Here is a 26,978-nt window from a genome sequence, read left to right as displayed (position 1 = left end):
TTTTATTAGGGAAGGACACTTTTTTAAGGGTAAACGGAATTTGGAGATAAAAAAGAGCAATTATTTTTTTTCAACTTTTGATTTATTCTTTTCCTTTCCATATTACTATACTTTATTTATAAGATGCCTGAACATAATTAGGAAGGCTCTTAAAATACTACAACAGTTGGAAACAGGGATTTAACAGAGCATGTAGCTTAAGTACTTTGTGTATAGTGTCGCCCGGCTTTACAGCTCAAGCACTATCTGACGCATAAAAAAAGCAGCCCGCCTTATTGGCGGACTGCTTTTTTTATGCGTCAGGAATGTCTGCCTGTTTTGGGCAGCCTTTACATGCTATTAGCTTTTAATTGTAAAGCTATAAGTAACCGGAGTACCAGCAGTGCCTGAGCCATTGCTTCCTGAGTAAGGAATAGCAGTCAGGGTGTAGCTACCTGCTGGCAATGTTGCATTACCGAAGTAGTAGTTTCCGTTGCCATCATCACCAAACAGTGCATGTGGTGCAGCGTTGTCGATGTAAGAATGTGATTTAGCACCTTTCAGGTCAAACTTAACACTACCCACACCTGACTTCAAGTCAGCACGGAAATTCAACTTAGTTGTACCCAAAGTACTGAAGCTCAATGCAGCACCGTTTGTCAATTTTATCAAGTCCTTCTCTGTGCCAGCATTAACCAATGTGATACTTGCGATCTGAGAAGATGTAGTAGTGGTTGGCTCCGTTGTAGTTGTGGTAGGAGAAGTCGTTGTTGGCTGTGTTGCTACAGTAGTAGTGCTACCTGAAGAGGACATCTCGTTGAAAGAAGCCCTCTCGTTACCCACGCGGATGTTATCAAAGTAAAGCACACGCTTAGTCGTCGAGGTTGAGCCACTGTTCCAGGAAGCCTTGTAGATACCGATCTTCCAGTTTGGCATTTTCATGTTGTACATGTTACCGCCCTTGTGAGTAAGGATCTTGGTTCCGTTGCGCCAGATCTCGATCAGGCCGTCTGTGCCGTATGAGTGAACAAAGTGGAATACATACTCCTGCCAGGTGTCTTTGGTAATCTGACCTAGGTCAATATCTTTTAACGAGCTTGAGTTGTTACCTGTGCGCAGGATCAAACGGTCCTGGCGAACACGCAGTGAGGTGGCCTGCGTGCTGCTTGAAGTCTGCCACCACTGGCTGATCAGTTCAGCACCCGAGTCAGAGGCATAATCTTTGGCTGGAAAGTAAGCCGCGAAGCTGTACCAGCGGTCCTTGTTGGTAGCTGGGTCGGCCACGATTACCTCGGCGCGGGTACCGTTGGCTACAAGGGCATCAGTGCTGCGCAGTTCAAAGCGACCCGACTTGGCGCCGCGGAACACTGGATTATTCACCATTTGGAAAGCATAGGAAGTACCGAATTGCTTGTGGCGTCCGGCGAAGGCTGTGCTGCCCTCGAATGTCTCCTCGAATATGTGGTTGGCAGTTGCGTTCTGAGCAGCTTCAGTGCTTAGGGCTGCGGAAGGAGTGATCTCCTCCATTTCTTTTTTCTCGCATGAAAAGGCTAGGGCGCCGGCCAGCATTGGCAGCACCATGTTGCGGAATCTCAATTTCATCTTGTTTTGGCTAAAGTTGAAAAGTTAATTGGCTAAAAAATAATTAATGTTGGTACTTTCTTTATAAAATTAATTGTTACACGATTCTTTTGATTTCAGAGCTTATTTGAAATTATAGCTATCAAGCAATAGTACTTAACCTAACTCCCAATCCCTTTTGATCATTCTTATTAATCTGCTTATTTATTTAATGATCAATATTTTAAAGCAATGATAAATCGAAGGAGAAGGCCAACCGTTTATTGGATATTTTTTCTCAATCGACAGTCACAAATGTAATTGACTTTTATCAACTTTTGAAAGAGGTCATGCTCAAAAAATGCTTGATTCTTGCATATTTCTGATTTATAATAATTTTTGTTATATAAATAACCTTGTTTTGCTTGTAACTTTATATATAGCTAAACTCAACTATTTAGAGTGCAAATTGAATTTTATGCAACAAACTTTTCACAGTTACAGAAAGACAAACTCATTTGCCCTTCATTGAAATTTTCACAATAGGCTTTCTGAAATAAAGAAAATACCGCATTTATCATGCACATTGGCACACCCTGTGTTAAGCTATACTGGTAACAGAGCATGTGTGTAGCTATATAGTGAACTACAGGATTGTATTAATTAAAAAATCTGTAACCTTATATAATAACATACAACCTATCAAGTACTTACAAAAAAAGAAGCTGACCATTGGCCAGCTGCTTTCATATGTATACCCCTCGAGGTATAGGCTTGAGAGATCTAGTTCTTAACTGTAAAAGTGTAAGTTACAGGAGTACCTGCAGTGCCTGAGCCATTGCTTCCTGAATAAGGAGTAGCAGTCAGGGTGTAAGTCCCAGCAGGCATAGTCAGATTGCCATAGTAGTAGTTACCTCTTCCGTCGTCGCCGAACAAAGCATGCGGTGCAGCGTTGTCCGTGTAAGTGCGGCTCATAGCACCTTTCAACTCAAACTTCACGCTTCCAACTCCAGACTTCAGATCAGCACGGAAGTTAAACTTCTTTGTATTCAAAGCGCTGAAGCTCAGTGTAGCACCGTTAGCCAGTTTCATTACATCTTTCTCTGTGTGAGCATCAACTAGCGTCAAACCAGAGATCTGTGAAGACGTTGACGTGCTTGGCGCAGTGGTAGTCGATTCAGAAGGAGTTGGAGCAGGTGCAGTAGGCACAGTTGTTACCGGAGAAGTTTCGGCTGAGGTTCCAGAACCTGTCTCAACTATATTGAAACTAACTGTTACCGGAGTACCTGCAGTACCCGAACCGTTCGTGCCTGAGTAAGGTGTAACAGTTAAGGTATAGCTACCGATTGGCATGGTCAGGTTGCCAAAGTAGTAATTACCTCTGCCATCGTCACCGAACAGCGCATATGGCGCAGCATTATCAGTATAGGTACGGCCCATAGCGCCTTTCAATTCAAACTTAACGCTACCTACAGTAGCTGGGTCAATGTTTGAGCGGAAGTTAAACTTCTTAGTGCGCAGTTCGCTGAAGCTCAGCGTAGCACCGTTTGTCACGGTCATCACATCTTTCTCAGTACCAGCATCAACCAATATCACGCTGTGTGCTCCGTTAGCAGGCGTACTGCCAATTGGGTTGGTCTCAGGTGATGGTGACGGCGCAGGCGCTGGAGCTGGCTCGGTTGGAGTTGGAGCTGGCGCAGTTTCTACCGGTGCAGTTGTGTTACCACTTGAAGAAGACATCTCGTTAAAAGAAGCTTTCTCGTTGCCTACGCGGATGTTGTCATAATAAAGCACACGCTTAGTCGTCGAAGTCGAGCCACTGTTCCAGGAAGCCTTGTAGATACCTATTTTCCAGTTTGGCATCTTTGTGTCATACATGTTACCACCCTTGTGCGTAAGGATCTTGGTGCCGTTGCGCCAGATCTCGATCAGGCCGTCAGAGCCGTAAGAGTGCACGAAGTGGAAAACATATTCCTGCCAGTTATCCTTAGAAATTTGACCCAGGTCGATCTCCTTTAGAGAGCTGGCGTTATTACCCGTGCGCAGAATCAAACGGTCTTGGCGAACGCGCAGTGAAGTGGCCTGCGTGCTACCAGAGGTCTGCCACCACTGGCTGATCAATTCGCTACCAGAATCGGAGGCGTAGTCCTTGGCTGGGAAGTACACAGCAAAGCTGTACCAGCGGTCCTTGTTGGTAGCCGGGTCTGCTACGATCACCTCAGCGCGGGTGCCGTTTGCTACCTGAGCATCACCACTGCGCAGTTCGAAACGACCAGACTTGGCGCCTCGGAACACAGGGTTGGTAGCCATTTGGAAGGCGTATGATGGGCCGAACTGAGTATGGCGACCAGAGAAGGCGGTGCTGCCCTCAAATGTCTCCTCAAATATGTGATTGGCAGTTGCATTCTGGGTGGCTTCGGCGCTCAGGGCTGCGGAAGGAGAAAGCTCCTCCATTTCTTTTTTCTCGCATGAAAAGGCTAGGGCGCCAGCCATCATTGGCAACACCAGGTTACGGAATCTCAATTTCATCTTGTTTTGGCTAAAGTTGAAAAATTAAATAAAAAATAATATTGCACTTTTACTGCTAACTTATTTCGCCCATAAAACACTAGCAGTCAGAGTTTTTGGCTTGTTGAACAAATTTTTAACAGCGGTAATAGTCAGTTACCGAAACTTAAAAGTCTAATCATACACAAATTAGTTTTAAGGTTTTACATCCTTTTCGGCTGAACTTTCAACGAAAACACCCTTCCTTATTTTTGAATATTTTCATTAATAGTGATTGGCAAATGTAAAAGACTTAATTCCAAAAATGAAAACCCGGTTTCTCAAAAAGGCCTATTTTACCTTAAGTTCCTTATTAATTATAATTAAAATACTATAAAAAGTGTAACCATTTAGTATTCACTATATAAAATTGCCTCTTTAACCTCGTTTTAATTTATAATTATTCAATTATAAAATTTCCTGCATAAATAAATATCACCTTATATCAATAACTAAATCAAAGCCTTAAAGTATTTAGGATATAGGATTTTCAGATATAGTCTAGCACAAAAGATAGGTTAAACCTTGAATACAATTTTAATTAAAACCTATAACACAGGACAAATTAGGACAAAACGCATAACACTCACATTATGGTATAATTGACCTTAATAAATTCAACTTAAGTGGGAGGATGCCTATTTCTCTGAATCCTGAAAATTCGTGTAGATGAGATTAGAAATTAAGGGGATTGGTAAAAGTAAACAGGCGCTTAGAGTTGGCTGCAACATATGCTATCCATGCTGGAGCACTTGCACAATGAGAGATACTTAGTAGCAAATGATCATAACATTTTAGCCGATTTTGAGTAATTATAGTTATATTATTATAAATTTTTGAAATATGCCTATAGCTACTAGTGTGTGGGAATGGGAGATCAGTAGCAAGACAAGCGTTTGGAATCACAGCTTAAGAGAGCTTTGGTCCTACCGCCACCTGCTTATTGGTCTAGTAAGGCGCAACTTTATACTGAACTACCAACAGACTGTACTAGGACCGATCTGGATTCTGTTTCAACCTGTATTGACGCTAGTCACCTTTGTAGTAGTCTTTCATAAGATTGCAGGTATTTCTACTGGCACATTGCCACCCGTATTGTTTTATGCAGCAGGTATCGTTCTCTGGAACTTCTTAAGCGACAGCTTTACAGGTACAGCCAGTACGTTCAAAGAGAATGTTCAGGTTTTCAGCAAAGTATACTTTCCCCGCATTATCATGCCTATATCGGTCATCGGCACGCAACTACTGCGCTTTGGTATGCAGTTCCTTATGCTGGTAGCTATTGTTGCTTATTACAGCATCACCACCGAACTAACGTTGCAAACAGGCCCTTGGCTTCTGGCATTTCCGGTAGCCATACTGCTCACAGCGGCTATCAGCCTGGGCATGGGGTTGCTATTCTCTATCCTTACCGCTAAGTATCGCGATATGTCTAACCTCGTATCGCTTGGCATCAGGCTGCTCATGTTTGTCACGCCGGTTATTTACCCATTGTCTGCGGTGCCAGAGAACACACGCTGGCTAGTAGAGCTAAACCCGATCACCCCTGTATTCGAACTCTTCCGCCTATCTATTTTGGGTGAGGGCACCATCACCGTATCCCACTTCCTCTATAGCCTGGGTTTTACACTCGTGCTACTCACCGGATCGATGTTGCTGTTTAATAAGCAGGGTGACAAATTAATCGATGTAGTTTAAACCCGAGCGCTATGTCTGAGACCGTAATTGAAATAGAAAACCTTTATAAGATGTATCGCCTTGGCGTGATCGGCACTGGCTCGTTCAGGCAGGATTTACAGCGCTGGTGGACCGCCAACGTCCTTCGCAAAGAAGATCCATTTTTCCAGCTTAATCATGGGGCTGCCCCCAAAGCCTCAGCCGAAACAATCATGGCGCTGCAGAACATCAATCTGGAAGTGAAACATGGTGAAGCCATAGGCATCATTGGCAAAAACGGCTCGGGGAAGTCTACACTGCTTAAAATTATTTCACGCATTGTTCGCCCTACACATGGCACAGTCAGAGGCAGAGGGAAGGTCAGCAGTCTGCTGGAAGTGGGCACAGGTTTCCACCAGGAGCTCACCGGCAGAGAGAACATCTACATCAGTGGCTATATACTAGGCATGAGCAAGCCTGAGATCAAGCGTAAGTTTGACGAGATCGTTGCTTTCTCAGGAGTTGAGCAGTTCATTGATACTCCAGTCAAACGCTACTCTTCAGGTATGTATGTACGTCTGGCATTTGCTGTAGCGGCCCATCTGGAACCCGATATTCTGATCGTAGATGAAGTGTTGGCCGTTGGTGACGCCGATTTTCAAAAAAAGTGTTTGGGTAAAATGCGGGAAGTCTCAAAGGCTGATGGCAGAACTATCCTTTTTGTGAGTCATAGCATGCAGGCTATCAAAAATCTGTGCGACAAAGCTGTGTGGTTGAACCAGGGAGAAATGCAGGCATTCGGACCTTCAACTGCCATTGTAAATAAATACCTGACCAGCACCCAGGATGCTCACCTCCAACAGGTATGGCTTACACCTGAGGAAGCACCCGGAAATGACTCAGTTCGAATACGCTCCGTAGCGCTTGAGCCACAGCTTGTGTCTCCCGATACGCCATTGGATATTCGCACACCGCTAAAGGTCAGAATACAGTTCTGGAACATGCTCGATGAGGCCGTGCTGAGTATTGGGGTACATTTGTTCACAGCTGGCGGAGAATGCATCTTTGACCTCCCCTCCCCTGCCATCGCCTGCGAAAAAGGACTGGTAGAGGGCGAATGCACGATCCCCGGCAATTTCCTTAATGACGGTTCATATTACATCTCTGTCATCATCGTGCGTGATACTTCCACGGCGCTTTATTACTTCGAAGAGTGTCTTCGGTTCGAACTGGAGGATTACCGCGAAAGCATTCAGTGGTATGGCAAATGGTGGGGCGCAGTACGTCCACAGTTTCCCATTCAACTGAGACAGGCCGAAGTCATGATTCCGCAAGTGGGACTATAAATTTAACCTCTATGAGCAGACATCTACCCTACCATATTCGTCACATCTACCTCAACGAAGGCATAGCTGTCCCTTCACTGACTACGCATGACCAGGGTGAATATCTCGTATTCTGGTGGCGTGATGTAGCGCTTGGTCATCTTTTCGTTTCCCCTAATAGAAGTCTATCGGAACCTGCCTACTTCAAAAGTCTGACAGAAGCGATCAAGCCTGCTTTAACTTATTATGCAGATGGTAGCCTGGCAAATATGACGGCCTGGGAAGAATGGATCTACAGTAGGGACTTCAAAGCATGGGAAGCCTGGATGAACAACATGTTTACTCCTGTTTCCCAGGATGCAATACCTCAAAAAGTAGCAATATCCGCTATCATCTGCACCCGTGACAGGCCAAATCATCTGCAAAATTGTCTGCAAATGCTTTTGAACCTGCCCTGCCGTCCGCAAGAGATCATTGTGATTGATAATGCACCATCTGATGAGGCGTCTAAAGCAGTTGTGCAGCAGTTTGAAGGGGTGACTTATGTAAGAGAGCCTCGTACGGGGCTTGATATTGCCAGAAACACAGGGGCAAAGCAAGCAGATACTTCCGTTGTCGCTTACGTGGACGATGACGTAGCTGTCCATCCACTATGGGCATACCAGGTATGGAAGACATTCCAGGATCCAGGTATAGCAGCCATGACCGGGTTGGTGATTGCTTCCGAACTGAAAACAGAGGCCCAATACATATTTGAGAAGCACTGGAGTTTTAACCGGGGCTATACCGATATATATTATACACCCGCATTTATACAGTCTACTTTACAGCACGGCCCACCGGTCTGGGTAATCGGGGCGGGCGCCAATATGGCCTTCCGGAAGGAAATATTTGAGCAAGTGGGATACTTTGATGAACTCCTGGATGTTGGGGCTGCCGGCTGCAGTGGTGATTCGGAAATGTGGTATCGGATTCTGATAAACGGCCACACCATCCACTATAACCCAAGAGCTGTCGCCTTTCATGAGCACCGCCGGGAAATTGAAGGTCTAAAAAAGCAAATCTTCTACTACATGCGGGGGCATGCCGCCGCAGCCATGATCCAGCAGCGCCAACAAAAGGCGGGCTATATCAGACATTTATTCTGGCGATTGCCTAAGCAATACGTGCAGCTTCTCAAATCAGGCTTCCCTCACTACCGCTATCGACATAAAACCTTGTTTGTAGAGATGCTCGGGGTTTTATCCGGTCTGACTTACTACTTCAAAAACAGACAGCAGCATTCTAAATAATAGCATTAGCAGGTATGAGCATGGCAAACCCGCAGTCGAGCCCTCTGGTATCCGTTGTAATCCCGTGTTACAACCAGGGCCACTTTTTGGCTGGGGCAGTCGAGAGTGTGCTCTCACAGAATTACCCTGCAGTAGAAGTGGTGGTAGTGGACGATGGCTCTACTGACCAGACCAAAGAAGTAGCGGCTGCCTATACCGGACTTATCTATGTATATCAGCCCAACCAAGGCCTTTCATCAGCCAGGAACACAGGAATAAAAAACGCTTCCGGTGACTTTCTGCTTTTTCTGGATGCGGACGACTGGCTACTTCCGGGAGCTATCGCGACCAATGTAGCCTACCTGCAGCAGCAGCAGGAACTTGCTTTTGTGTCAGGAGCCCATCACAAAGTATATGTAGAGGAAGGGTTGGTGAAAGAAGAGGCGATCCAAGTTAGTGCTGACCACTACCTACACCTGCTCCAGGGCAACTATATTGGCATGATCTCAACTGTGCTTTTCCGAAAATGGGTTTTCTCTGAATTTCAGTACGATACCATGCTCCGAAACTGTGAGGATTATGACCTATACCTTAAGGTGGCCCGAAAGTATCCGGTTTTTCATCACCAGGACAGGATCGCGGCTTATCGAATCCATACAGCCAACATGTCAAACAACATCCCGGCAATGCTGGGTGGCGTGCTGGGCGTATTAGATCGTCAGAAAAAAGAACTAACGTCTCAGAATGAACACAAGGCTTATCAAAGAGGACAGGAAGTATGGAAAAATTACTACTGCTCGGAGTTAATAAAAAGCCTGCAGCAACACAAAGCTCCTGCTTCTACAGAAGGCTTGCAACTACTAAAGCAGTACAGACCGCCACTCTACTATAAATACATCCTGAAAAAAAACACAACCATGTTCAAAGCTAAAGTCAAACAGTACGCGCCAGCCTTCACACTCAGAATGCTGCACAGCATGGGCTTGTACAACAATCATATACCTGCTCCAGGCACAGTGGCATTAGGGGACTTCGACAGAGTCACGCCATTTAGCAAAGAATTTGGCTATGACCGTGGAGGGCCTGTGGACCGCCATTATATTGAGGATTTCCTTACCAATGCATCGCAGCATGTTCGGGGCAATGTGCTTGAAATCGGCGACAATGCCTATACGATGCAGTTTGGAGGAAAGCAGGTCACCAAAAGCGATATACTGCACGTGGACGAAACCAATAAAGCGGCCACCTACATCGGCGATATAAGTGATGCTCCCCACCTACCTGACAATACCTTTGATTGTATCATACTCACACAGACACTACACCTGATCTATGACTTTAAATCGGCGCTTAGAACCTGCCATAGGATCCTGAAGTCTGGTGGGGTACTGTTGCTTACTGTGCCAGGTATAACGCCGATTGACCATGGAGAATGGAAGGCGACCTGGTACTGGTCTTTTACAGACAAGGCCATGCGCAAAGTCATGGAGGAGACTTTTCCGGAAAGTCAGGTCACGGTTGGCACTTATGGCAATGTGCTGACGGCCGCCGCCTTTCTGTATGGCATGGGTTTACAGGAGGTCCCCCCCTCAAAACTCAATTTTCATGACCCCCACTACCAAGTCATTGTGACAGTAAAAGCCCAAAAGCAGTAGCGCATATCTATGATTCGCCGATTTATCAAAAACTACCTGGAGCCGAAAGCGCTTGTGCTGATGTACCACCGTATAGCGGCGCAGGAAGATGATATATGGGATCTTGCTGTGAGCCCTGCAAATTTTGAAGAACAGCTGCAGGTCTTGAAAGAGACGGGGGAAGTGGTGCCGCTTCAGGAACTTGCCGCCAGATCAAGGGAAAGCGGACGCAGGAAACGTCTCATCGCCCTTTCGTTTGATGACGGCTACATCGATAATTATGAAACAGCAAAACCGCTGTTGGAAAAGTATCAGATACCGGCTACCTTCTTTGTGACGACTTGCAACATAGGCAAAGAGCAGGAGTTCTGGTGGGATGAGCTGGAGAGCCTCATACTTCACACACCGCACTTACCCGCTGTCTTTAGCTTGGAGGTGAAAGGAATAAAGATCCTAAAGGATCTGAGTCAGGAAGAGGAACTCACTGAGTCGTTGACACAGCAACACATGCATTGGAAAGCTGCTTCTAATACACCTCCAACCAAGCGTAGTGAGCTTTTCCTAGCCCTGTGGTCGACATTACAAGTAATGACTGAAAGCGAAATCCAGCACGTAATGCAGCAAGTCCGGGACTGGGCAAAATCGGACGTTCTGCCTCGCCCCGCCTACAAAAGCATGACTGTCGGCCAGCTTACGAAAATGGCTAAGCAATCCCTGTTTAGTATAGGAGCGCATACCATGACCCACCCGGCTTTAGGGCACCATGACTTCGATTACCAGAAAAAAGAAATAGCTGACAACAGAGATGTGCTTCAGGAAATAACAGGCTGCCGTGTTTCGCTGTTAGCCTACCCTTATGGCCATTACAATACAGTCACCTTGCATGCCGCGGAAGCCGTTTCTTTTGATGCAGCATTTACGACAGAAAGCGACCCTGTGACCAAGCGAACACATCAGCACCGCATGGGTAGGTTTCAGGTGCATGATGTGACAGGAGCAGCATTTGCCACCAGCCTGAAGCAATGGGCCATAACCTAACAGCGCTATGCATACAAACCCTACACCCCTGGTCTCAGTCATCACGGCCTTTCTCAATGAGGAGAGATTCCTGGAGGAAGCCATTGAGAGTGTCCTGCAGCAAGACTACCCGAATTGGGAGCTGTTACTCGTTGACGACGGCTCAACTGACCATAGCACCACCATTGCACAGGAGTATGCCTTGCGTTACCCTGGCAAAATATACTACTATGAGCATGCTGGTCATATAAATAAAGGCCTCAGCGCCAGCCGTAATGCAGGTATAAGCCAGGCACGAGGCGAACTGGTAGCTTTCCTGGATGCGGACGATATCTGGCTTCCTCAAAAGCTATCACAGCAGGTAGCTCTATTTAGAACAGAGGCAGACATTGCTATGGTGGCAGAGGCTTCCTCATACTGGTATAGCTGGGAACACGCTGACCAGCAGGATATCGCTATACCTATAGGCGCACCGCAGAACAGGGCATATGCGCCGGGAGAGTTGACTTCGTACTTATACCCGCTTCACACAGGCGCCGCCCCCTGCCCATCAGGCCTTATACTAACCAAAGAAGCCATTAACCGCGCAGGTGGCTTTGAAGAGTCTTTTACGAAGGAGTACCAGTTGTATGAAGATCAGGCGTTCCTTCATAAAATATACCTGCGCGAAAAGGTATACATCTCGTCTGCCTGCCAGAATAAGTACCGCCAGCGTACAGGTTCTATTGTACAGCAAGTAAAATCAGACGGTCATTACCACGAGGTGCGCCGCTATTTTCTAGAATGGCTGGAGCACTACTTGCAGGAGTTACACCTTGACGACACCACCACAGCACATTTACTGGAGAAAGCCCTTATACCTTACCGGTATCCTCGCTTTTATTTTGCAGCAGTCACGATCCCATCCAAGGTGAAAGGAATTCTCAAAAAAGGTTTCAGATCGTTCGTGAAATGATGACACCGCCGAAGCTTACGGTCCTGATGCCGGTATACAATGCCGGGAATTTTCTGGCAGAAGCCATTGACAGTATACTGCTGCAATCCTTCGAAGAGTTTGAGTTCATTATCATAGATGATGGCTCTTCTGATAACAGTGTTTCTATTATTCAGTCTTATGACGATTCCCGCATCAGGCTATACCTGAACGAAACGAATATGGGGATCTCTGCGACTTTAAACAAAGGTATAAGCCTGGCTAAAACCAGTCTGATAGCCCGAATGGACTCGGATGACATCAGTTACCCTGACAGATTGGAGAGACAGTATACTTACATGCAGTCAAACCCTGACTGTGCCCTGGTGTCGTCTATGGTAAGGGTGATCGGCGAGGATGGCCGTTTCATCAGACAGGATAAGATCAGGAGTGAGCACTTTTACTATAACCTAACTTTCATCTGCTGGATCTACCACCCGACTGTCATGTATCGAAAGGAAGCCGTGCAGCACGTCAACCTGTATACGGCAACATATTCAGAGGATTTCGAGTTATTCTGGCAACTTACCCGAAGGTATAAATTTTATAATCTGCCCGAGGTTCTGCTGGATTACAGAGTCACAGACCAAAGCCTGCACCAGGTCCTCAAGAAGGAGGAGTACGAATGGGCACAGCAGGAACAAGTGCTGCGCAATCTCCGCTACTTTGCTGGCAACCACTATACCTTACCAAGCAGTTTTATCGAATGCTACCGGCACAACTTCGAGCCCCTGATCGCCGAGCAGGACCTTAATAAGTTCATTAGCTGCGTCAGGGAGCTCGACTATATAACTGAATGCATCCTAAATAAGCATAATCTAAATCTGCAGGCAGACAGTGTAAAACTTGCAGCCCGGTATAAGCGCGAATTTATAATCGCTGCCCTGTCCAAAAACCTTCCCTTGCACAGCCAATTATTGTTCCGGTTAAAACTGGAACCACTAAGCAACCTGGCAAAAGGATTCAAATCCTTACTGAAAAAAAAGCTTATTGGCGACCCTGTGCTTTGATTCAATTCACCATTAATTTAACTTTAAAATAATCACATTTTATCTTATTAAATTAAATAAAAATCCGTATTAATAATACAACGAAGAAGAATTACTTATAAGCTGACAGTTTACTTTATGTTTAGCATACCTAGCTCTCCTCCTTCTATTGCCCCCCTCTCAGGTATAGATAACAGACCTACATGGTCTGTGATGATACCTGTCTACAATGGTGCTTCTTATCTTGCTGATACACTCAATAGTGTATTGGCACAAGGTATACCTGAACATCAGATGCAGATAGAAGTGATCGATGATGCCAGTACTGATGCAGACATCCAACAGCTGGTTCTTGAAGTAGGCAAAGGGCGCGTCAGATATTTCAGGCAACCTTATAATGTAGGCAGTCTCCGGAATTTCGAAACCTGCATCAACCGCTCAAAGGGAAAGCTGGTTCACCTGCTGCATGGTGATGATAAAGTCAGGATCGGCTATTACTCCAGAATTGCGCAACTCTTTGAGCGGTTTCCAGAGGCAGGTGCTGCATTTAGCGGGTATTGCAGCATAAATGAGCAAGGAGAAGTCATATCCCGAAAGAAGCAGGAAATGCGGCAGGATGGTATTTTACCAAACTGGCTTACAAGGATTGGAGAAAAACAGTTGATACAATATGCCGCTATTACCGTGCGGAGAGAAGTTTATGAACACCTAGGGGCATTTTATGGTGTAAACTATGGAGAGGACTGGGAAATGTGGGTTCGGATAGCACGCCATTACCCTGTGGCTTATACCCCGCTCACACTGGCGGAATACAGACAACACACGACTTCTATTACAAATAGTAAGTTTTTGAAAGGTGAGCATCTGGCGGATCTGAACAAGGTTATGCTGCTTATTCAAAACCATCTTCCTGCGCATAAGCGGCAGCGCATACTTCGCAGATCAAAAGAATACTATGCTACCTATGCGCTTAACATTGCAGCTCGTCTGTGGCAAAGCCTGCGAAACAAACCGCTAGTCGAGACTCATATCAAAAATGCGCTGCATTTCCATTCCAGTCCCCTTATCTATCTGATGGCAGCAAAACTTTACGTTACATTAAAATTCAGTAAGATATGAGGTTAGGTATATCGATTGTGGTTTGCACCTACAATGGGGCGGCGCTTCTTCCTGAAACAATCTGTCACATTGCAAAACAGCGTATAAAACCACACATAAACTGGGAGGTACTTGTGATTGATAACGCCTCTACTGACAACACTTCCGAAGTTGTACTCGAGGAGTGGGAAAAGCAGGGACAGCCCACCAAACTAAGGCTGCTTCACCAGCCGAAGCAAGGATTGACATACGCCCGTGAACTCGCATTGGATCATGCTAAATATGAATTCGTCCTCTTCTGTGACGATGATAACTGGCTCTGCCCGGATTACCTGAATCTGGCGTACCACCTTATGACAAAGCATCCGGAAATAGGTGTGCTCGGTGGCAACGGTGAACTTGTGTTTGAGTCTCCTCCCCCTAAATGGGCGATAGGCCATGGCTTCTTCGCAAACGGTCCTCAGGCGAAGAGGTCTGGCCCGGTGAGCAGGCAGTTTGTATACGGTGCAGGCTGTGTCATCCGAAAATCTGCCTATGACACGCTATTATACGCAGGCTTCAAGCCACTGCTGACCGATCGCATGGCTGGCACACTTACCGCAGGCGGCGATTATGAGCTTTGTTATGCGATCGCCATGGCTGGCTACACTATTTGGTATGAGGAAAAACTTAAGTTTAAGCACTTCATGCCAACAGCCCGACTTGACTGGAATTACTTTATCCGTTTCATATCAGAAGGTGCCCGTTGCTTCGAGGTAATCATGCCTTACCGAATCCATGTGAACATGGGCACAAGAACCAGGATTGCTTTTCAATTGATGTGCTTGCGCATCGTGGGATCTTACATCGTGAAGTCCTTACCCCTTTGCGCAGCTAAACTATACCTGCCAGCTGATTCAGAAGCAGCTAAACTGAACACGATTAAACTGGTATCGCTTAAAACAAAGCTATACAGTTTTAAGAATCACAAAAACATGGAGCAAAACTTCATCACAATTTTGAAGTTCAGCCAGGAAAATCTCCAGAGAATCAGAAAAGATAAGCTTGTAAATGTACTGGTCGGTATGCAAACTGTCGGTTGAGCTCCTGTAAAAAATACTCCCCTCCCAGCCTTCACAACATCATTATATAAAAATATCCTGAATTAGAAATTTAGCACCCTCTAAATACAACTTATTATCATAATTAACATATATACTATACTAGAATAGTTAGATGAATTCACGCTGGCCAGGAAGCTTTGCTGATTTCATCGATAACAGAGTCACAGCTGCACTTACTGTAGGCAGATGGGTATATAGATAAACTTGTGGGGCAGGGTAAGTTCATATAAACCGCTTATCCTCTACTGATTGTGGGCTTATCAGGGATTTTATGAATAAATTTATTACTGTATTATTTTTATTTACATCCTTCTTCTCAATAGCCTTGTCTGCGCAGGAAATTCAAGGAATAAGCTCTGTTGAAAGGCTGAATAGGCTTGCTGTAACAAAAAACACAGGTGAGAAACCCCAGTCTAAAGTATGGAGTTATGCCTGCTCCCAGTGGACTGTGCTTCCAGACACCAGCGGAACCCATTTATGGCGGCTTGATGACAATAGCTGGACTCGTGTTATGACACTCTCCTCAAGCACAGTAACCAAAGCAGATTGCAAAGTAGAGAACGCTGTTGTACATGTGCTGCTTTTCGAAGAAATAACCCCCATTACTAACATCGTTTCAGAAGCTGAGGACTCTACTCTCTCCCAGAATAACAGAGCATTTCTGGTGTCCATCGAATATGATGAGTCACAAAACACTTATAAACGCTGGAGCCAAAGACCAGAAACAGTTGAGATCAAACTTGACAACGGTGTGGAGACTGCTTCCATTGATATAGACGGCACTGGTAAAATGTGGCTGGCTTCAGATGCAGTAAAGAAAATAAACGTGCGTTGGAGCAATGCCCCTTATACCTCATGGAGTTCACCTATTACGCTCGCTTCAGGCGTGAAGAATGATGACATTGCCGCTGTAGTTTCCTTACCGGGCAAAATCGGGGTTTTTTGGTCGAATCAAAATGCCAAGAGATTTGGCTTCAGAACACACCAGGATGGAGCCCCTCCTACCCAATGGTCCGCAGATGAAACGCCTGCCTCTCACTCGTCTTTTGATGTAGGTAAAGGTATCGCGGATGACCATGTCAACTTTGCAGTGGCAGGGGACGGTACTTTATACTGTGCCGTTAAAACAAGCTATGACACACCCGGTTACCCAACTATTGCGCTATTAGTACGTCGCCCTTCCGGCAAATGGGATCCCTTGTACGGGATTTCAGAACAAGGCACGCGCCCAATCGCACTATTAGATGAAACACTCAACAGACTCATGGTCTTCTACTCATCCATAGAGGATGGGGGAGATATTTTGTACAGAGCTACCTCCCTCACCAATATCGAGTTTAGTGCTCAAACGGTGCTGATGAGCGGTAAATTTGATAATGTTACCAGTAGCAAAGCTGCGTTTAAATCAGAGGTCGCTATTCTGGCCTCTACCAGGACCCATGCCCATGGTGTACTTATCGGGAATGGCGCACCTTCATTAGTCAAATGTCCTGATCTGGTGCCATCTTTCAGGTCATTTGTTGTATACCCTAATCCTTTTATTACTAAAACCACCATCTACTTCACACTCCAGGAAGACGATGACTATGAACTCCTGCTTTTTGACAGTAAGGGAGCCAGAATAGCGACGCTCAGCAAAGGCAAAGCACAGGCAGGTGAACTGAACACCGTTGACTTGAAAGATGTAGCCAGAGGTCTTTATATGGTCAGGTTACAAACCAGTAATAACGTCAGAGCACTTAAAGTAATCCAAGAGAGATAGGATTATTCAACCCTGTCATACAACGAACTACCCTTAAGTTTAAGTTATTCTGTTTTAAGTATAATTCACTAGACGCCATAGTGATACAAGTACTTATACTTAAAAATGATCCTCCCTCACTAAAAACAGACAAATAAACACAACTTTATTTTGATTTAATCATACTAATACTACGCCCTACACTGGCTTAATCTGATAATTGAAGATAACAGATGCTCTTTTATCAGATTTTGCGACTCCCCTGCCCATCACTCTCTAAATTCTATTTCCCATTACATTATCCTATGAAAATGAATATTAAGTTTACCTTCCTTCTGTTTTTCTCAGCTTTCCTTAGCATTCAAGCTGTTGCCCAGCAGTCAGCGGGCTTTAGTTCTATTCAAAATCTTAACCCACAGTCAACTACTACCAGCACAGGCGAAAAGCCACAGTCTAAACCATGGAAACATGCCGGTAAATGGTGGGCCGTGTTCCCTAACTCCAGCGGTACGCACCTGTGGCGATTAGACGGCACAAGCTGGACTAACATACTCAGACTCACGACACGCACTACCTCTAAAGCCGATTGCAAAGTAGCAGGAGATGTAACCCATATCCTGCTTTACCAGGGCGCCTCCTCCCAAATGGCGTCTGTAGAATATGATTACACACAGAATACCTACAGGCTTTGGTCCAGAAGAACTTCTACGGTTGGCCTCACAATGGACCAGGGAGTGGAAACAGCAACTATTGACATTGACGGTACAGGCAGAATGTGGCTGGCATCAGCTGGTGTGAGTGATATAAACGTACGATGGAGTGATTCACCTTATACCAACTGGAGCTCTCCTATTACAATTGCCACCGGTGTAACTGACGATGATATATGTGCAGTGATCGCCATGCCTGGAAAAATAGGTGTGCTTTGGTCAAACCAGAATACACAAAGGTTTGGGTTTAAAACGCATCAGGACGGCGACTCTCCGGGAAACTGGTCTGCTGACGAAGTACCAGCCTCGCAATCAGCTCAGAATGTAGGCGGTGGGATGGCTGATGATCACCTGAATATGGCCATAGCCAGTGACGGTACTCTCTATTGCGCAGTTAAAACAGAGTATGGAAACAGGAGCTACCCTGAAATAGCACTCCTTGTCCGCAGACCTAATGGATCATGGGATAATTTGTATAACGTAACCGATAGAGGCACACGCCCTATCGTAATCCTGAACGAGTCGATCGGCAAAGTAAAGGTCATCTATACCTCCTCTAACAATGGTGGTAACATCCTGTACAAAGAAGCCTCAACTTCCAACATCAGTTTCAGTTCACAGATGACGCTGATGAGTGGCAATTACAATGATGCCACCAGCAGTAAAGACAATTACACATCGGATGTCGTAGTTATGGCAACCAGTAGCTCTAGTGTTGTCGGTGTGCTGGCCAGCGATCAGTTTACAATTTCCCCACCATCTACTCCGATCCTGGCTTCACCCGCTAACAATGCGGCTGATTTGAATTTACCAGTAGGTATAAGCTGGGGTGCATCGGAAGGGGCAAGCTCTTACCAGGCGCAGGTTTCTACTACTTCCAGCTTTTCAAGCACAGTGTTTAACCAGTCCAATATTCAGAGTACCTCCGTTTCGATCAACAGTTTGAGCCACAATACGACCTATTACTGGAGAGTAAGGGCTTCAAATGCAGCAGGGAACAGTAACTGGTCATCTGTCTGGAGTTTTAATACGGTTGAAGCGCCTACTACACAGTATACATTAGCCATAAGCACATCAGGAAGCGGCGCGGTGAGCAAGAGCCCGGACCAGGCCACCTACGCGGCCGGCAGCACCGTCGCCCTGACGGCCAACCCGGACCCGGGCTTCCAGTTCGCCGGCTGGAGCGGCGACGCCTCGGGCGCGGCCAACCCGCTCTCGCTGACCATGGACCGCAGCAGGGCCGTGACGGCCACCTTCACGGCCACCACGAGCCAGCCGCAGGTGGTCAGCTTCACGCTCGTCAACTCCCACACCGAGCAGGACCACTTCCAGCTCACCGACGGGGCCACCGTCAACCTCTCCCAGCTCTCGAGCGCCAAGCTCAACATCCGGGCCAACACCTCGCCCGGCACGGTGGGCAGCGTCAGGTTTGAGCTCAGCGGCACCCAGTCCAGAAACTACACCGACAACGCCGCCCCCTACGCCCTGCACGGCGACGACGGCAGGGGCAACTACTACTACGGCAACTGGAACCCGCCGGCAAACGGCACCTACACCCTCAAGGCGACCCCCTACGCCCAGGCCAATGGCACTGGGGCAGCCGGCACGCCGCTCACCATTACTTTTAATATTGTAGATAAGGAAGCTCCGAGCGAGCAATACAGCCTGACGGTCAGCGCCTCGGGCAGCGGCGCGGTGAGCAAGAGCCCGGACCAGGCCACCTACGCGGCCGGCAGCACCGTCACCCTGACGGCCAACCCGGACCCGGGCTTCCAGTTCGCCGGCTGGAGCGGCGACGCCTCGGGCGCGGCCAACCCGCTCTCGCTGACCATGGACCGCAGCAGGGCCGTGACGGCCACCTTCACGGCCACCACGAGCCAGCCGCAGGTGGTCAGCTTCACGCTCGTCAACTCCCACACCGAGCAGGACCACTTCCAGCTCACCGACGGGGCCACCGTCAACCTCTCCCAGCTCTCGAGCGCCAAGCTCAACATCCGGGCCAACACCTCGCCCGGCACGGTGGGCAGCGTCAGGTTTGAGCTCAGCGGCACCCAGTCCAGGAACTACACCGACAACGCCGCCCCCTACGCCCTGCACGGCGACGACGGCAGGGGCAACTACTACTACGGCAACTGGAACCCGCCGGCAAACGGCACCTACACCCTCAAGGCAACGCCCTACGCCCAGGCCAATGGCACTGGGGCAGCCGGAACGCCGCTGATCATTACTTTCAATATAATCTCATCCGGTTTAACGGCAAGCTCTTCAGCTAGCTTAGAGCAGGTAGAGCTCCAGACTGACGAGCTCAAGGTGTTCCCTAACCCCTTTACACATACTGCCACACTGAATTTCTCTCTCCAGGAAGCGAGTGACTATGCCGTCAGCTTATATGACGCCAAGGGTATGCTGGTGTCTACTTTACAGAAAGGCAACACACTTGCAGGGCAGATGAACAGGCTGGAAGTAGATGGGACCAACCTCCCTAAAGGAATGTATTTCATTAAACTTCAGACAAAAAGCTCTACCAAAACGCTAAAATTGATCCTCGCTAAATAAATCTGATTGAACAAAGCGGAAGGGTAGGTAAATCCTCCCCTTCCGCCTTATAAGTCAGGCACAGAACTTATAATCTGCTACCGCTATTCACCTTACTATAAACTCTTTAGGGCGGTTCAAACTTACCCTATTCCTCATTTTAACACTTCTTTGCCTTATTCCCGTATTACCCCATGTGAATACAGGGGTTTTATGAGTATACCGGAAACAAACGGCATTTTTGCAGCACATTATTTATTGAAGGAGCAGCTTAGCTCAGGAAGGGTTGAAGAAGTCTGGAAAGCAGAAGACTGGACGGCAGAAGGGGCCCCGGTAACTTTGAGACTGTATGCGCCTCAGATACGACTCGATCATCACAGTCTGGAGCTGTTGCAACAGGAACAGGAGCAGCGCACTTTACTGCGGCACCCGCACCTGCTGACGCCGTCTCATTTTGGTGTACACCAGGGTATACCTTATGAAGTAGCGCCACTTCAGTCAGAGCAGACCGTGGCACAGGCTATTCCACTTTCAGAAAGAGAGATCGCCCGGTTGATCGCTCAGGTAGGAAGCGCCCTGGCATACCTGCACACGCAGCGGCCCTCCGTATCGCATCGTCAGATCAACCCGGACAATATCATTCTGGATGCGAAGGGTAACTACTTACTGGCAGTTCCAGCACTGAGTAGCCAACTCCGCACACTCCTACACCGCGCTACCGGTACTCCACTGGCACAAGGTACCGCTTATGCCGCTCCTGAGTTGTTTGGTCCCCACCCTGTCCATTCGGGCGCCAGTGATGTATTTGCACTCGGAGTGAGTTTATACGAACTATGTACGGGCGAAACCCCATGGCTCGGCAATGGAGGACTGAGTCTGAGCCAAGGGGCAGAGATTCCGATTATTTCAGCTCCCTATTCCCGCATGTTGAGCAATCTGGTGCGTGCCTGCCTGCATCCTGACCCTGAGAAGAGACCATCTGCACAGGTCCTTGTTGATGAAGCAAACTATTACCTGGAATACGGAAACTGGAAATCATACGGGACCTTTGGCAATGTTACGGCGGAGTCCATCGTGTACAAGAAAAGATCCCGCCTATGGCCATTGCTGCTATTTTTGTTGCTGGCTGGTGCCCTGGGAGCCGCCTACTACTTCTTTGTGTGGCAAGCCCCAAACGAGGAGTTAGCTGCCGATACTGCAGCAACTACCGACGTACCTGCCCAGCCGGTAATCCGGGATACTTCTCTGGCTGATCGCGCTCAGCAAGTGGCCAAGCCCGATACCCCAGCCCCTGCGAAGACCCGCCAGGAATCCAGGCCTACCCCACCAGCCCGACAGACACCTCCTGCCTCGAAACCTGCACCTTCAAGACCAGCTCAGCCTGCTTATCCGCAGCCAACCAGTTTGGAAGGTTACTTAAATGGCTTGCTAAATGAAGACATACCCCTTCCTGTACGTGATCGTTGGCGCACAGCGATCCGAAAATACTTCTCTCCGGATGCCATCATTTATGCCCGGATGAACGGTGCTGCCTTAGGCAGTTTCGGAGTAGGTGAGTTTATCGACATCCTCATAAGCACCGAACCTGGAAACAGTATTATTATTGATAAGATAATCTATGACCCGGAAGAGGAAAACGCCATTGACGAAATCAATGTGAGCATTATAGCAACCGAATAATTTTTTGTCTGCTTGGGCATAATGATATTGGCTTTTAGCTTATTTATTATAATATTTAGAAAGCCATATATCTTATACCCTTATGTTTGGAGCTCTCTTCAACCTGCAAGTAAAGCAAACCCGTCGGTCACCGGCGTATCAGAAAAGCCTCGTTGTTAATATCATACTCGGCTTTTTCATTGTGTATTTTGCCCTCATATTTATAGCGATGGGTTTTTTTGGCCACAAGATACTGGCCGAGCTTTATCCGGATCAGAGCCCCGTGGTGTCATTTAACAGCTTTCTGCTCTTTTACTTTCTGATAGACCTGGTTTCGCGTTTTATGCTGCAAGATCTGCCGGTACTGGCCATACAGCCTTACCTGCACCTACCTATGAAGCGAAACAAACTGGTGCACTTTGTGCTGCTACGCTCTATACCGAGTGTGTTTAACCTATTGATGCTGCTGGTATTCGTGCCTTTCATGATGCGTGCCGTGGTGCCGGAACATGGCACAGGTATAGCGCTGGTGTGGCTGGCCTCCCTCATGTTGCTCACGTTCATCAACAACTTCATTCTCATCTACTTTAAGCGGCAGCTTACTTCTAACCCAAAGCTCACCTTACTGCTTGCCTTATTGGTAGGTGGGCTTATGCTGCTCGATTACTTGCAGGTGCTTTCTTTGCGCCAGGTTTCTGTGGCGGCCTTTGGCGCTTTGCTACAGCAGCCCTGGCTGATCGCTCTTCCTCTGTTGGGATTGACCGGTGTATACCTGCTCAATTACCGGTTCCTGATGCAGCATATGTATCCGGAAGAGATCTTCATCAAGAAAGAGGCCACCGTGAGCGACAACGACATGGCTTTCTTAAGCAAGTTTGGTGACACTGGTAAGCTGATCGCACTGGAATTAAAACTGATCTGGCGTCACAAACGACCGAAGTCCATGGTCATGATCTCGACGTTTCTGCTGTTTTATGGACTTATTTTCTACACGAACGACGTTTATCTGGAAGGATGGGGCATGCTCATCTTTGTAGGCATATTTGTGACAGGTTCCCCTATGTTCAACTATGGTCAGTTTGTGCCGGCCTGGCAGAGTGCGCACTACGATGCCCTGCTGACCAGGCCCATCACCACCTACCAGTACGTGAGAGCCAAGTACCTCATGTTTGTGCCTTCGGTGCTACTGGTTACCGTTCTCACGTTGCCTTATGCATTGTTTGGCACCAAAGTGCTCCTGATCAACCTGGCCAGCTGCCTCTTTAATATTGGTGTGAATAGCATCGTGGTCCTCTACTTTGCGGCGCTTAACAAAGACAGGCTTGATCTGAGCAGTGGCTCTGCCTTTAACTGGCAAGGTGTGGGAGCCTCCAGGTTTGTCATGATGCTGCCCATGGTACTGGCACCGATCGCCATCTTCCTGCCTTTCTCTTTTATGGATATTCCGCAGTGGGGAATTTTCACCATTGCCCTGACTGGTGCCGTAGGTCTTGTTTTTCACCGCCAGCTGCTCCGCATGATGGCCAATCGCCTTGAAGACAGGAAGTATAACCTGGCCGCTGGCTTCAGACAGCACTAGTCTGTTTAACTACTATTGATAAAACACATCAGCTATACCTGAAAAGAAATTTTTATGATTGAAGTAAGAGACCTCGTAAAGTCATACAGTAACACCACTGTCGTGAACATACCTGCGTTGAGCATAGCTCCCGGCGAAACAATGGGCTTAGTAGGTAACAACGGCGCGGGCAAAACCACCCTGTTCCGGATGCTTCTGGACCTGGTGCGCCCCACAGATGGGGTAGTTACCTCGAAAGGGATACCTGTGGCACACACCGATGCCTGGAAATATTATACCGGCTCACATCTGGACGAAGGCTTCCTGATAGATTACCTGACGCCCGAAGAGTATTTTAAATTTATTGGCGACCTGCATGGCTTATCGACTGGCGATATTCAGGAAAGGCTGCAGCCCTTTCTGGAGTTGTTTAATGGCGAAATACTACAGCAGCGCAAGTACATCCGTGACTTCTCCAAGGGCAACCAGAAGAAAATAGGTGTAGCAGCCGCGGCCCTGTCCCACCCGGAAATCCTGATCCTTGACGAGCCGTTTGCCAACCTGGACCCTAGCTCTCAGATCAGACTGAAGAACCTGCTTCGGTTCTTGCACGAGCAGCACCGTATGACGATGCTGATCTCCAGTCATGACCTGAACCACGTGACTGAGGTATGCAAACGCATCGTTATACTGGAGAAGGGCCAGATCGTGCAGGATATGCAAACAACTGAAAACACTTTGCAGGCGCTGGAGGCTTACTTTACGGTATAGCACGTTCAAAGACTGACTAAAGCATAAAAGCTACCTGAACGGGTGGCTTTTATGCTTTACAGGATACCACGTCGGCTCTAATCGACCTTATCAAATGAATTACGTTTAAGCTTACATACAATAGAATTCAACCTATTTTATTTATAACTATCTATCATCATCCCATCCTATGAAAGTGTTCTTTGTCATCCTCCTGCTGATGATTAGCCTTTATCCTGCCGTAGCTCAGCAGCCTGTTAATTCGCGTGAACGGGAAATCGTGTTCCGCTCCGTGAGTCTTATTCCGATGGACAGTAAGCAGGTGATCGGGAACCAGACGGTTGTGGTAAAAGACGGAAAGATAATAGCCATCGGTAGTGCCGGGAAAGTAAAACACAGCAAAAATGCGCTGATCGTGGATGGTAAAGGAAAATACCTGATGCCTGGACTGGCAGAGATGCATGCTCACGTCCCTCCTGTCGACGACCTGGAGCCGATGAAAGAGGTGTTGCAATTGTTCACGCTTCACGGCATCACCACCATACGGGGTATGCTGGGGCACCCCCGTCATTTGGAGTTGCGCAGCAAACTACAATCCGGTGAATTGGTTGGTCCACGGTTCTACACCTCAGGCCCTTCGCTGAATGGCAACAGTGTCAAAACGCCCGAGGCTGGCGTCGAAATGGTCAGGCAGCAAAAGCAGGCGGGCTATGATTTTCTCAAGCTTCACCCGGGTCTCAACAATGAAACCTTTACTGCCATTGCCAGCACAGCCAATCAGGAGAAAATGCCCTTTGCTGGTCACGTATCCTATGACGTTGGGGTTTGGCGTGCCATTGAGGCAGGCTATGCTTCTATCGACCACATGGATGGTTTTGTTGAAAGTCTGGTCCCCGGACTGGAGGCTATACCTGAACAGGAGGCCGGACTCTTTGCCATGTACATCGCAGATCAAGCGGATACGACGCGTATACCTAAACTAATGACTGCCCTGTGCGAAAACAACATTTGGGTAGTGCCCACGCAGGCCCTCGCTGAGCGCTGGATGTCTCCGGCAGAGTCACCTGAAACCCTGGGCAACAAGCCCGAGATGAAGTACATGAGTCCTAAAACGGTGAAGAACTGGGTAGCTACTAAACAAAAGCTGATGGCAGACCCGCGCTACAATGCCGAGGCCATCAACCGCTATGTGGACCTCCGCCGAAAACTGATCAAAGCCTGTAACGACAACAAGGTAGGGCTGTTACTGGGCTGCGATGCGCCGCAGGTATTCAATGTGCCGGGCATCTCCACACACCAGGAGCTCGAATACCTGGTGGCGGCTGGGCTCAGTCCTTACGAAGCCCTCCGGACCGGAACAGTCAACGTCGGCAAATACTTCGATCGTGATGATATAGGCGTGCTGAAAGTGGGCGCAGCAGCAGACCTGTTACTGCTTCACGGCAATCCGCTCAACGATATTTCTCAAACCCAACGCATAGCAGGTATCGTGATCGGCCATACCTATTTACCTGAAACTTATATCAGGCAAGAGCTGAAGAAACTGGAGAAGACGAACTAAAAAGGTGTTAGAACCAAAAACCATTTAACCTGTTAGCAATCCGACACGTTGAAATCATCTGAGTACTTAAAATTTAATCCTATGAAATTGAAAGCCATGTTCATGCTGGCAGGCCTGCTATTGACGCTAACCGCACAAGCCCAGCAAGCAAGCAAAGCCGACCGTATTGATACTAAGAAAGGTCCGCTGACCATTCAGCCAGTGCTGCATGGCACCTTAGCTATGACATGGGACGGGAAAACGATCTACGTCGATCCGTATGGAGGTGCCGAGGTATTCAAAGGTATAGCAGCCCCTGACCTGATCCTGATCACGGACATACACGGGGACCACCTCGATATGAAAACCCTGGAGGCCATCAACACAGACAAGGCAACCTTTGTGGTACCGCAGGCAGTGGCTGACAAACTACCCGAAAACTTGAAGAAAAAGGCCGTAGTGATTGGCAACGGACAGCACACTGAGCAACTGGGCATTGCCATTGCAGCGATGCCCATGTACAATCTACCCGAAAGTGAGGACTCCCGCCACACCAAAGGCCGCGGCAATGGCTACGTGCTGGAGTTCGCAGACAAGACCGTATACCTGTCAGGCGATACCGAAGACATACCTGAGATGCGCGCCCTTCGTAACATCGATGTCGCCTTCGTTTGCATGAATCTGCCTTATACCATGGACATTGACCAGGCCGCCTCTGCAGTGCTCGAGTTCAAGCCAACCATCGTATACCCATACCACTACCGGGGGCAGGATGGCCTGAGTGATGTAGAAGCCTTTAAGCGTAAAGTAAACGAAGGTGACCAAAACATTGAGGTCCGTCTGCGCAGCTGGTACCCTGAAAAAGACAAAAAGTAATTTAAACGACTCTCCCCCTACATGCACGAATCGAGGCTGTACATTGAATACGTTGCCCGTATCATTGAAGCGATTGGCGTCCTGATCATTGCGAGCGGGGCAGCCATTGCGCTTTTCCGTTTCATTTTTCCGCTACGGCACAACTCCCGCAGATCCTACAAGGTGTTGCGGCACGAGCTCGGCAAAGCCATTCTACTGGGTCTTGAGATACTGGTGGCCGCCGATATCATCGCGACCGTAGTCACGGAGCCCTCCATGGATCGGGTGGTCACACTCGGCCTGATCGTACTGATCAGGACCTTTCTAAGCCTCTCCCTGCAGGTAGAACTGGAAGGCCGTTTTCCCTGGCAACCCAGAAGGCCTGCAGCAGAGCATCCCCTTTAGCATTCTGCCGCCGAACTACGTATAAAAGCATACACTCCGGATAATGGCTTAGGCCATGCCATACCTGCTGCTA

General features: G+C 47.7%; 19 protein-coding genes. 17 read left to right on the top strand and 2 right to left on the bottom strand.

The features are described 5' to 3' along the window. Positions 1 to 339: 339 nt before the first annotated feature. Together AC5FX6_RS00870 and AC5FX6_RS00865 are read right to left on the bottom strand one after the other, a co-directional pair. On the bottom strand, positions 340 to 1,581 hold the full coding sequence (locus AC5FX6_RS00870) for a polysaccharide lyase family 20 protein (protein WP_493595139.1): 1,242 nt from the start codon (positions 1,579 to 1,581) through the stop codon (positions 340 to 342). Positions 1,582 to 2,322: 741 nt separating this feature from the next. Beyond that, complete coding sequence (locus tag AC5FX6_RS00865; RefSeq protein WP_493595138.1) at positions 2,323 to 4,068, bottom strand: polysaccharide lyase family 20 protein; 1,746 nt, start codon at positions 4,066 to 4,068, stop codon at positions 2,323 to 2,325. A gap of 861 nt (positions 4,069 to 4,929) precedes the next feature. Here AC5FX6_RS00865 and AC5FX6_RS00860 point away from each other — a divergent pair. From AC5FX6_RS00860 to AC5FX6_RS00780, 17 genes are all read left to right on the top strand, one after another. After that, positions 4,930 to 5,784 carry an ABC transporter permease gene (locus AC5FX6_RS00860; protein WP_493595137.1) on the top strand — a complete coding sequence of 285 codons (855 nt, stop codon included), beginning with the start codon at positions 4,930 to 4,932 and terminating at the stop codon, positions 5,782 to 5,784. A gap of 11 nt (positions 5,785 to 5,795) precedes the next feature. Further along, positions 5,796 to 7,088, top strand: a complete 1,293-nt coding sequence (locus AC5FX6_RS00855) for an ABC transporter ATP-binding protein (RefSeq protein ID WP_493595136.1) — start codon at positions 5,796 to 5,798, stop codon at positions 7,086 to 7,088. 11 nt (positions 7,089 to 7,099) lie between these two features. Then, the gene (locus tag AC5FX6_RS00850) at positions 7,100 to 8,359 is read left to right on the top strand and encodes a glycosyltransferase family 2 protein (protein ID WP_493595135.1); all 1,260 of its coding nucleotides are present in this window, start codon (positions 7,100 to 7,102) and stop codon (positions 8,357 to 8,359) included. 20 nt (positions 8,360 to 8,379) lie between these two features. Beyond that, entirely contained in the window at positions 8,380 to 9,993 is a 1,614-nt protein-coding gene (locus AC5FX6_RS00845; protein WP_493595134.1) for a glycosyltransferase, read from the top strand. A 9-nt stretch (positions 9,994 to 10,002) separates the two neighbouring features. Then, positions 10,003 to 11,010 (top strand): polysaccharide deacetylase family protein, encoded by a 1,008-nt coding sequence (locus tag AC5FX6_RS00840; RefSeq protein ID WP_493595133.1) that lies wholly within the window; start codon positions 10,003 to 10,005, stop codon positions 11,008 to 11,010. Between the two features lie 7 nt (positions 11,011 to 11,017). Beyond that, positions 11,018 to 11,944, top strand: coding sequence for a glycosyltransferase family 2 protein (locus AC5FX6_RS00835; protein WP_493595132.1), 927 nt, complete (start codon positions 11,018 to 11,020; stop codon positions 11,942 to 11,944). Next, positions 11,941 to 12,972 (top strand): glycosyltransferase family 2 protein, encoded by a 1,032-nt coding sequence (locus tag AC5FX6_RS00830; RefSeq protein WP_493595131.1) that lies wholly within the window; start codon positions 11,941 to 11,943, stop codon positions 12,970 to 12,972. Before AC5FX6_RS00835 ends, AC5FX6_RS00830 begins: the two co-directional genes overlap by 4 nt. A gap of 117 nt (positions 12,973 to 13,089) precedes the next feature. Next, positions 13,090 to 14,070, top strand: coding sequence for a glycosyltransferase family 2 protein (locus tag AC5FX6_RS00825; RefSeq protein WP_493595130.1), 981 nt, complete (start codon positions 13,090 to 13,092; stop codon positions 14,068 to 14,070). Then, positions 14,067 to 15,131, top strand: a complete 1,065-nt coding sequence (locus AC5FX6_RS00820) for a glycosyltransferase (protein WP_493595129.1) — start codon at positions 14,067 to 14,069, stop codon at positions 15,129 to 15,131. Before AC5FX6_RS00825 ends, AC5FX6_RS00820 begins: the two co-directional genes overlap by 4 nt. A gap of 532 nt (positions 15,132 to 15,663) precedes the next feature. Then, the gene (locus tag AC5FX6_RS00815) at positions 15,664 to 16,914 is read left to right on the top strand and encodes a T9SS type A sorting domain-containing protein (RefSeq protein ID WP_493595128.1); all 1,251 of its coding nucleotides are present in this window, start codon (positions 15,664 to 15,666) and stop codon (positions 16,912 to 16,914) included. Positions 16,915 to 17,198: 284 nt separating this feature from the next. Then, positions 17,199 to 20,159: a T9SS type A sorting domain-containing protein gene (locus AC5FX6_RS00810; protein WP_493595127.1), complete on the top strand. Its 2,961-nt coding sequence runs from the start codon at positions 17,199 to 17,201 to the stop codon at positions 20,157 to 20,159. 192 nt (positions 20,160 to 20,351) lie between these two features. After that, entirely contained in the window at positions 20,352 to 21,818 is a 1,467-nt protein-coding gene (locus tag AC5FX6_RS00805) for a serine/threonine protein kinase (protein WP_493595126.1), read from the top strand. Between the two features lie 82 nt (positions 21,819 to 21,900). Further along, on the top strand, positions 21,901 to 23,376 hold the full coding sequence (locus tag AC5FX6_RS00800; RefSeq protein WP_493595125.1) for a DUF5687 family protein: 1,476 nt from the start codon (positions 21,901 to 21,903) through the stop codon (positions 23,374 to 23,376). Between the two features lie 54 nt (positions 23,377 to 23,430). Next, positions 23,431 to 24,126, top strand: coding sequence for an ABC transporter ATP-binding protein (locus AC5FX6_RS00795; protein WP_493595124.1), 696 nt, complete (start codon positions 23,431 to 23,433; stop codon positions 24,124 to 24,126). A 169-nt stretch (positions 24,127 to 24,295) separates the two neighbouring features. Further along, positions 24,296 to 25,666 (top strand): amidohydrolase family protein, encoded by a 1,371-nt coding sequence (locus tag AC5FX6_RS00790; RefSeq protein ID WP_493595123.1) that lies wholly within the window; start codon positions 24,296 to 24,298, stop codon positions 25,664 to 25,666. 81 nt (positions 25,667 to 25,747) lie between these two features. Continuing rightward, positions 25,748 to 26,521: an MBL fold metallo-hydrolase gene (locus tag AC5FX6_RS00785; protein ID WP_493595122.1), complete on the top strand. Its 774-nt coding sequence runs from the start codon at positions 25,748 to 25,750 to the stop codon at positions 26,519 to 26,521. Between the two features lie 21 nt (positions 26,522 to 26,542). After that, on the top strand, positions 26,543 to 26,905 hold the full coding sequence (locus AC5FX6_RS00780) for a DUF1622 domain-containing protein (RefSeq protein ID WP_493595121.1): 363 nt from the start codon (positions 26,543 to 26,545) through the stop codon (positions 26,903 to 26,905). The last annotated feature ends 73 nt before the right edge of the window (positions 26,906 to 26,978 follow it).

Source organism: Pontibacter sp. LHS2 (assembly GCF_058932845.1).
This window is presented reverse-complemented; position numbering and strand designations above follow the sequence as displayed.

Bases quoted from the DNA above. Each gene is read 5' to 3' on its own strand.
- AC5FX6_RS00870 (WP_493595139.1), bottom strand. From the start codon at position 1,581: ATGAAATTGAGATTCCGCAACATGGTGCTGCCAATGCTGGCCGGCGCC.
- AC5FX6_RS00865 (WP_493595138.1), bottom strand. From the start codon at position 4,068: ATGAAATTGAGATTCCGTAACCTGGTGTTGCCAATGATGGCTGGCGCC.
- AC5FX6_RS00860 (WP_493595137.1), top strand. From the start codon at position 4,930: ATGCCTATAGCTACTAGTGTGTGGGAATGGGAGATCAGTAGCAAGACA.
- AC5FX6_RS00855 (WP_493595136.1), top strand. From the start codon at position 5,796: ATGTCTGAGACCGTAATTGAAATAGAAAACCTTTATAAGATGTATCGC.
- AC5FX6_RS00850 (WP_493595135.1), top strand. From the start codon at position 7,100: ATGAGCAGACATCTACCCTACCATATTCGTCACATCTACCTCAACGAA.
- AC5FX6_RS00845 (WP_493595134.1), top strand. From the start codon at position 8,380: ATGGCAAACCCGCAGTCGAGCCCTCTGGTATCCGTTGTAATCCCGTGT.
- AC5FX6_RS00840 (WP_493595133.1), top strand. From the start codon at position 10,003: ATGATTCGCCGATTTATCAAAAACTACCTGGAGCCGAAAGCGCTTGTG.
- AC5FX6_RS00835 (WP_493595132.1), top strand. From the start codon at position 11,018: ATGCATACAAACCCTACACCCCTGGTCTCAGTCATCACGGCCTTTCTC.
- AC5FX6_RS00830 (WP_493595131.1), top strand. From the start codon at position 11,941: ATGATGACACCGCCGAAGCTTACGGTCCTGATGCCGGTATACAATGCC.
- AC5FX6_RS00825 (WP_493595130.1), top strand. From the start codon at position 13,090: ATGTTTAGCATACCTAGCTCTCCTCCTTCTATTGCCCCCCTCTCAGGT.
- AC5FX6_RS00820 (WP_493595129.1), top strand. From the start codon at position 14,067: ATGAGGTTAGGTATATCGATTGTGGTTTGCACCTACAATGGGGCGGCG.
- AC5FX6_RS00815 (WP_493595128.1), top strand. From the start codon at position 15,664: ATGACACTCTCCTCAAGCACAGTAACCAAAGCAGATTGCAAAGTAGAG.
- AC5FX6_RS00810 (WP_493595127.1), top strand. From the start codon at position 17,199: ATGAAAATGAATATTAAGTTTACCTTCCTTCTGTTTTTCTCAGCTTTC.
- AC5FX6_RS00805 (WP_493595126.1), top strand. From the start codon at position 20,352: ATGAGTATACCGGAAACAAACGGCATTTTTGCAGCACATTATTTATTG.
- AC5FX6_RS00800 (WP_493595125.1), top strand. From the start codon at position 21,901: ATGTTTGGAGCTCTCTTCAACCTGCAAGTAAAGCAAACCCGTCGGTCA.
- AC5FX6_RS00795 (WP_493595124.1), top strand. From the start codon at position 23,431: ATGATTGAAGTAAGAGACCTCGTAAAGTCATACAGTAACACCACTGTC.
- AC5FX6_RS00790 (WP_493595123.1), top strand. From the start codon at position 24,296: ATGAAAGTGTTCTTTGTCATCCTCCTGCTGATGATTAGCCTTTATCCT.
- AC5FX6_RS00785 (WP_493595122.1), top strand. From the start codon at position 25,748: ATGAAATTGAAAGCCATGTTCATGCTGGCAGGCCTGCTATTGACGCTA.
- AC5FX6_RS00780 (WP_493595121.1), top strand. From the start codon at position 26,543: ATGCACGAATCGAGGCTGTACATTGAATACGTTGCCCGTATCATTGAA.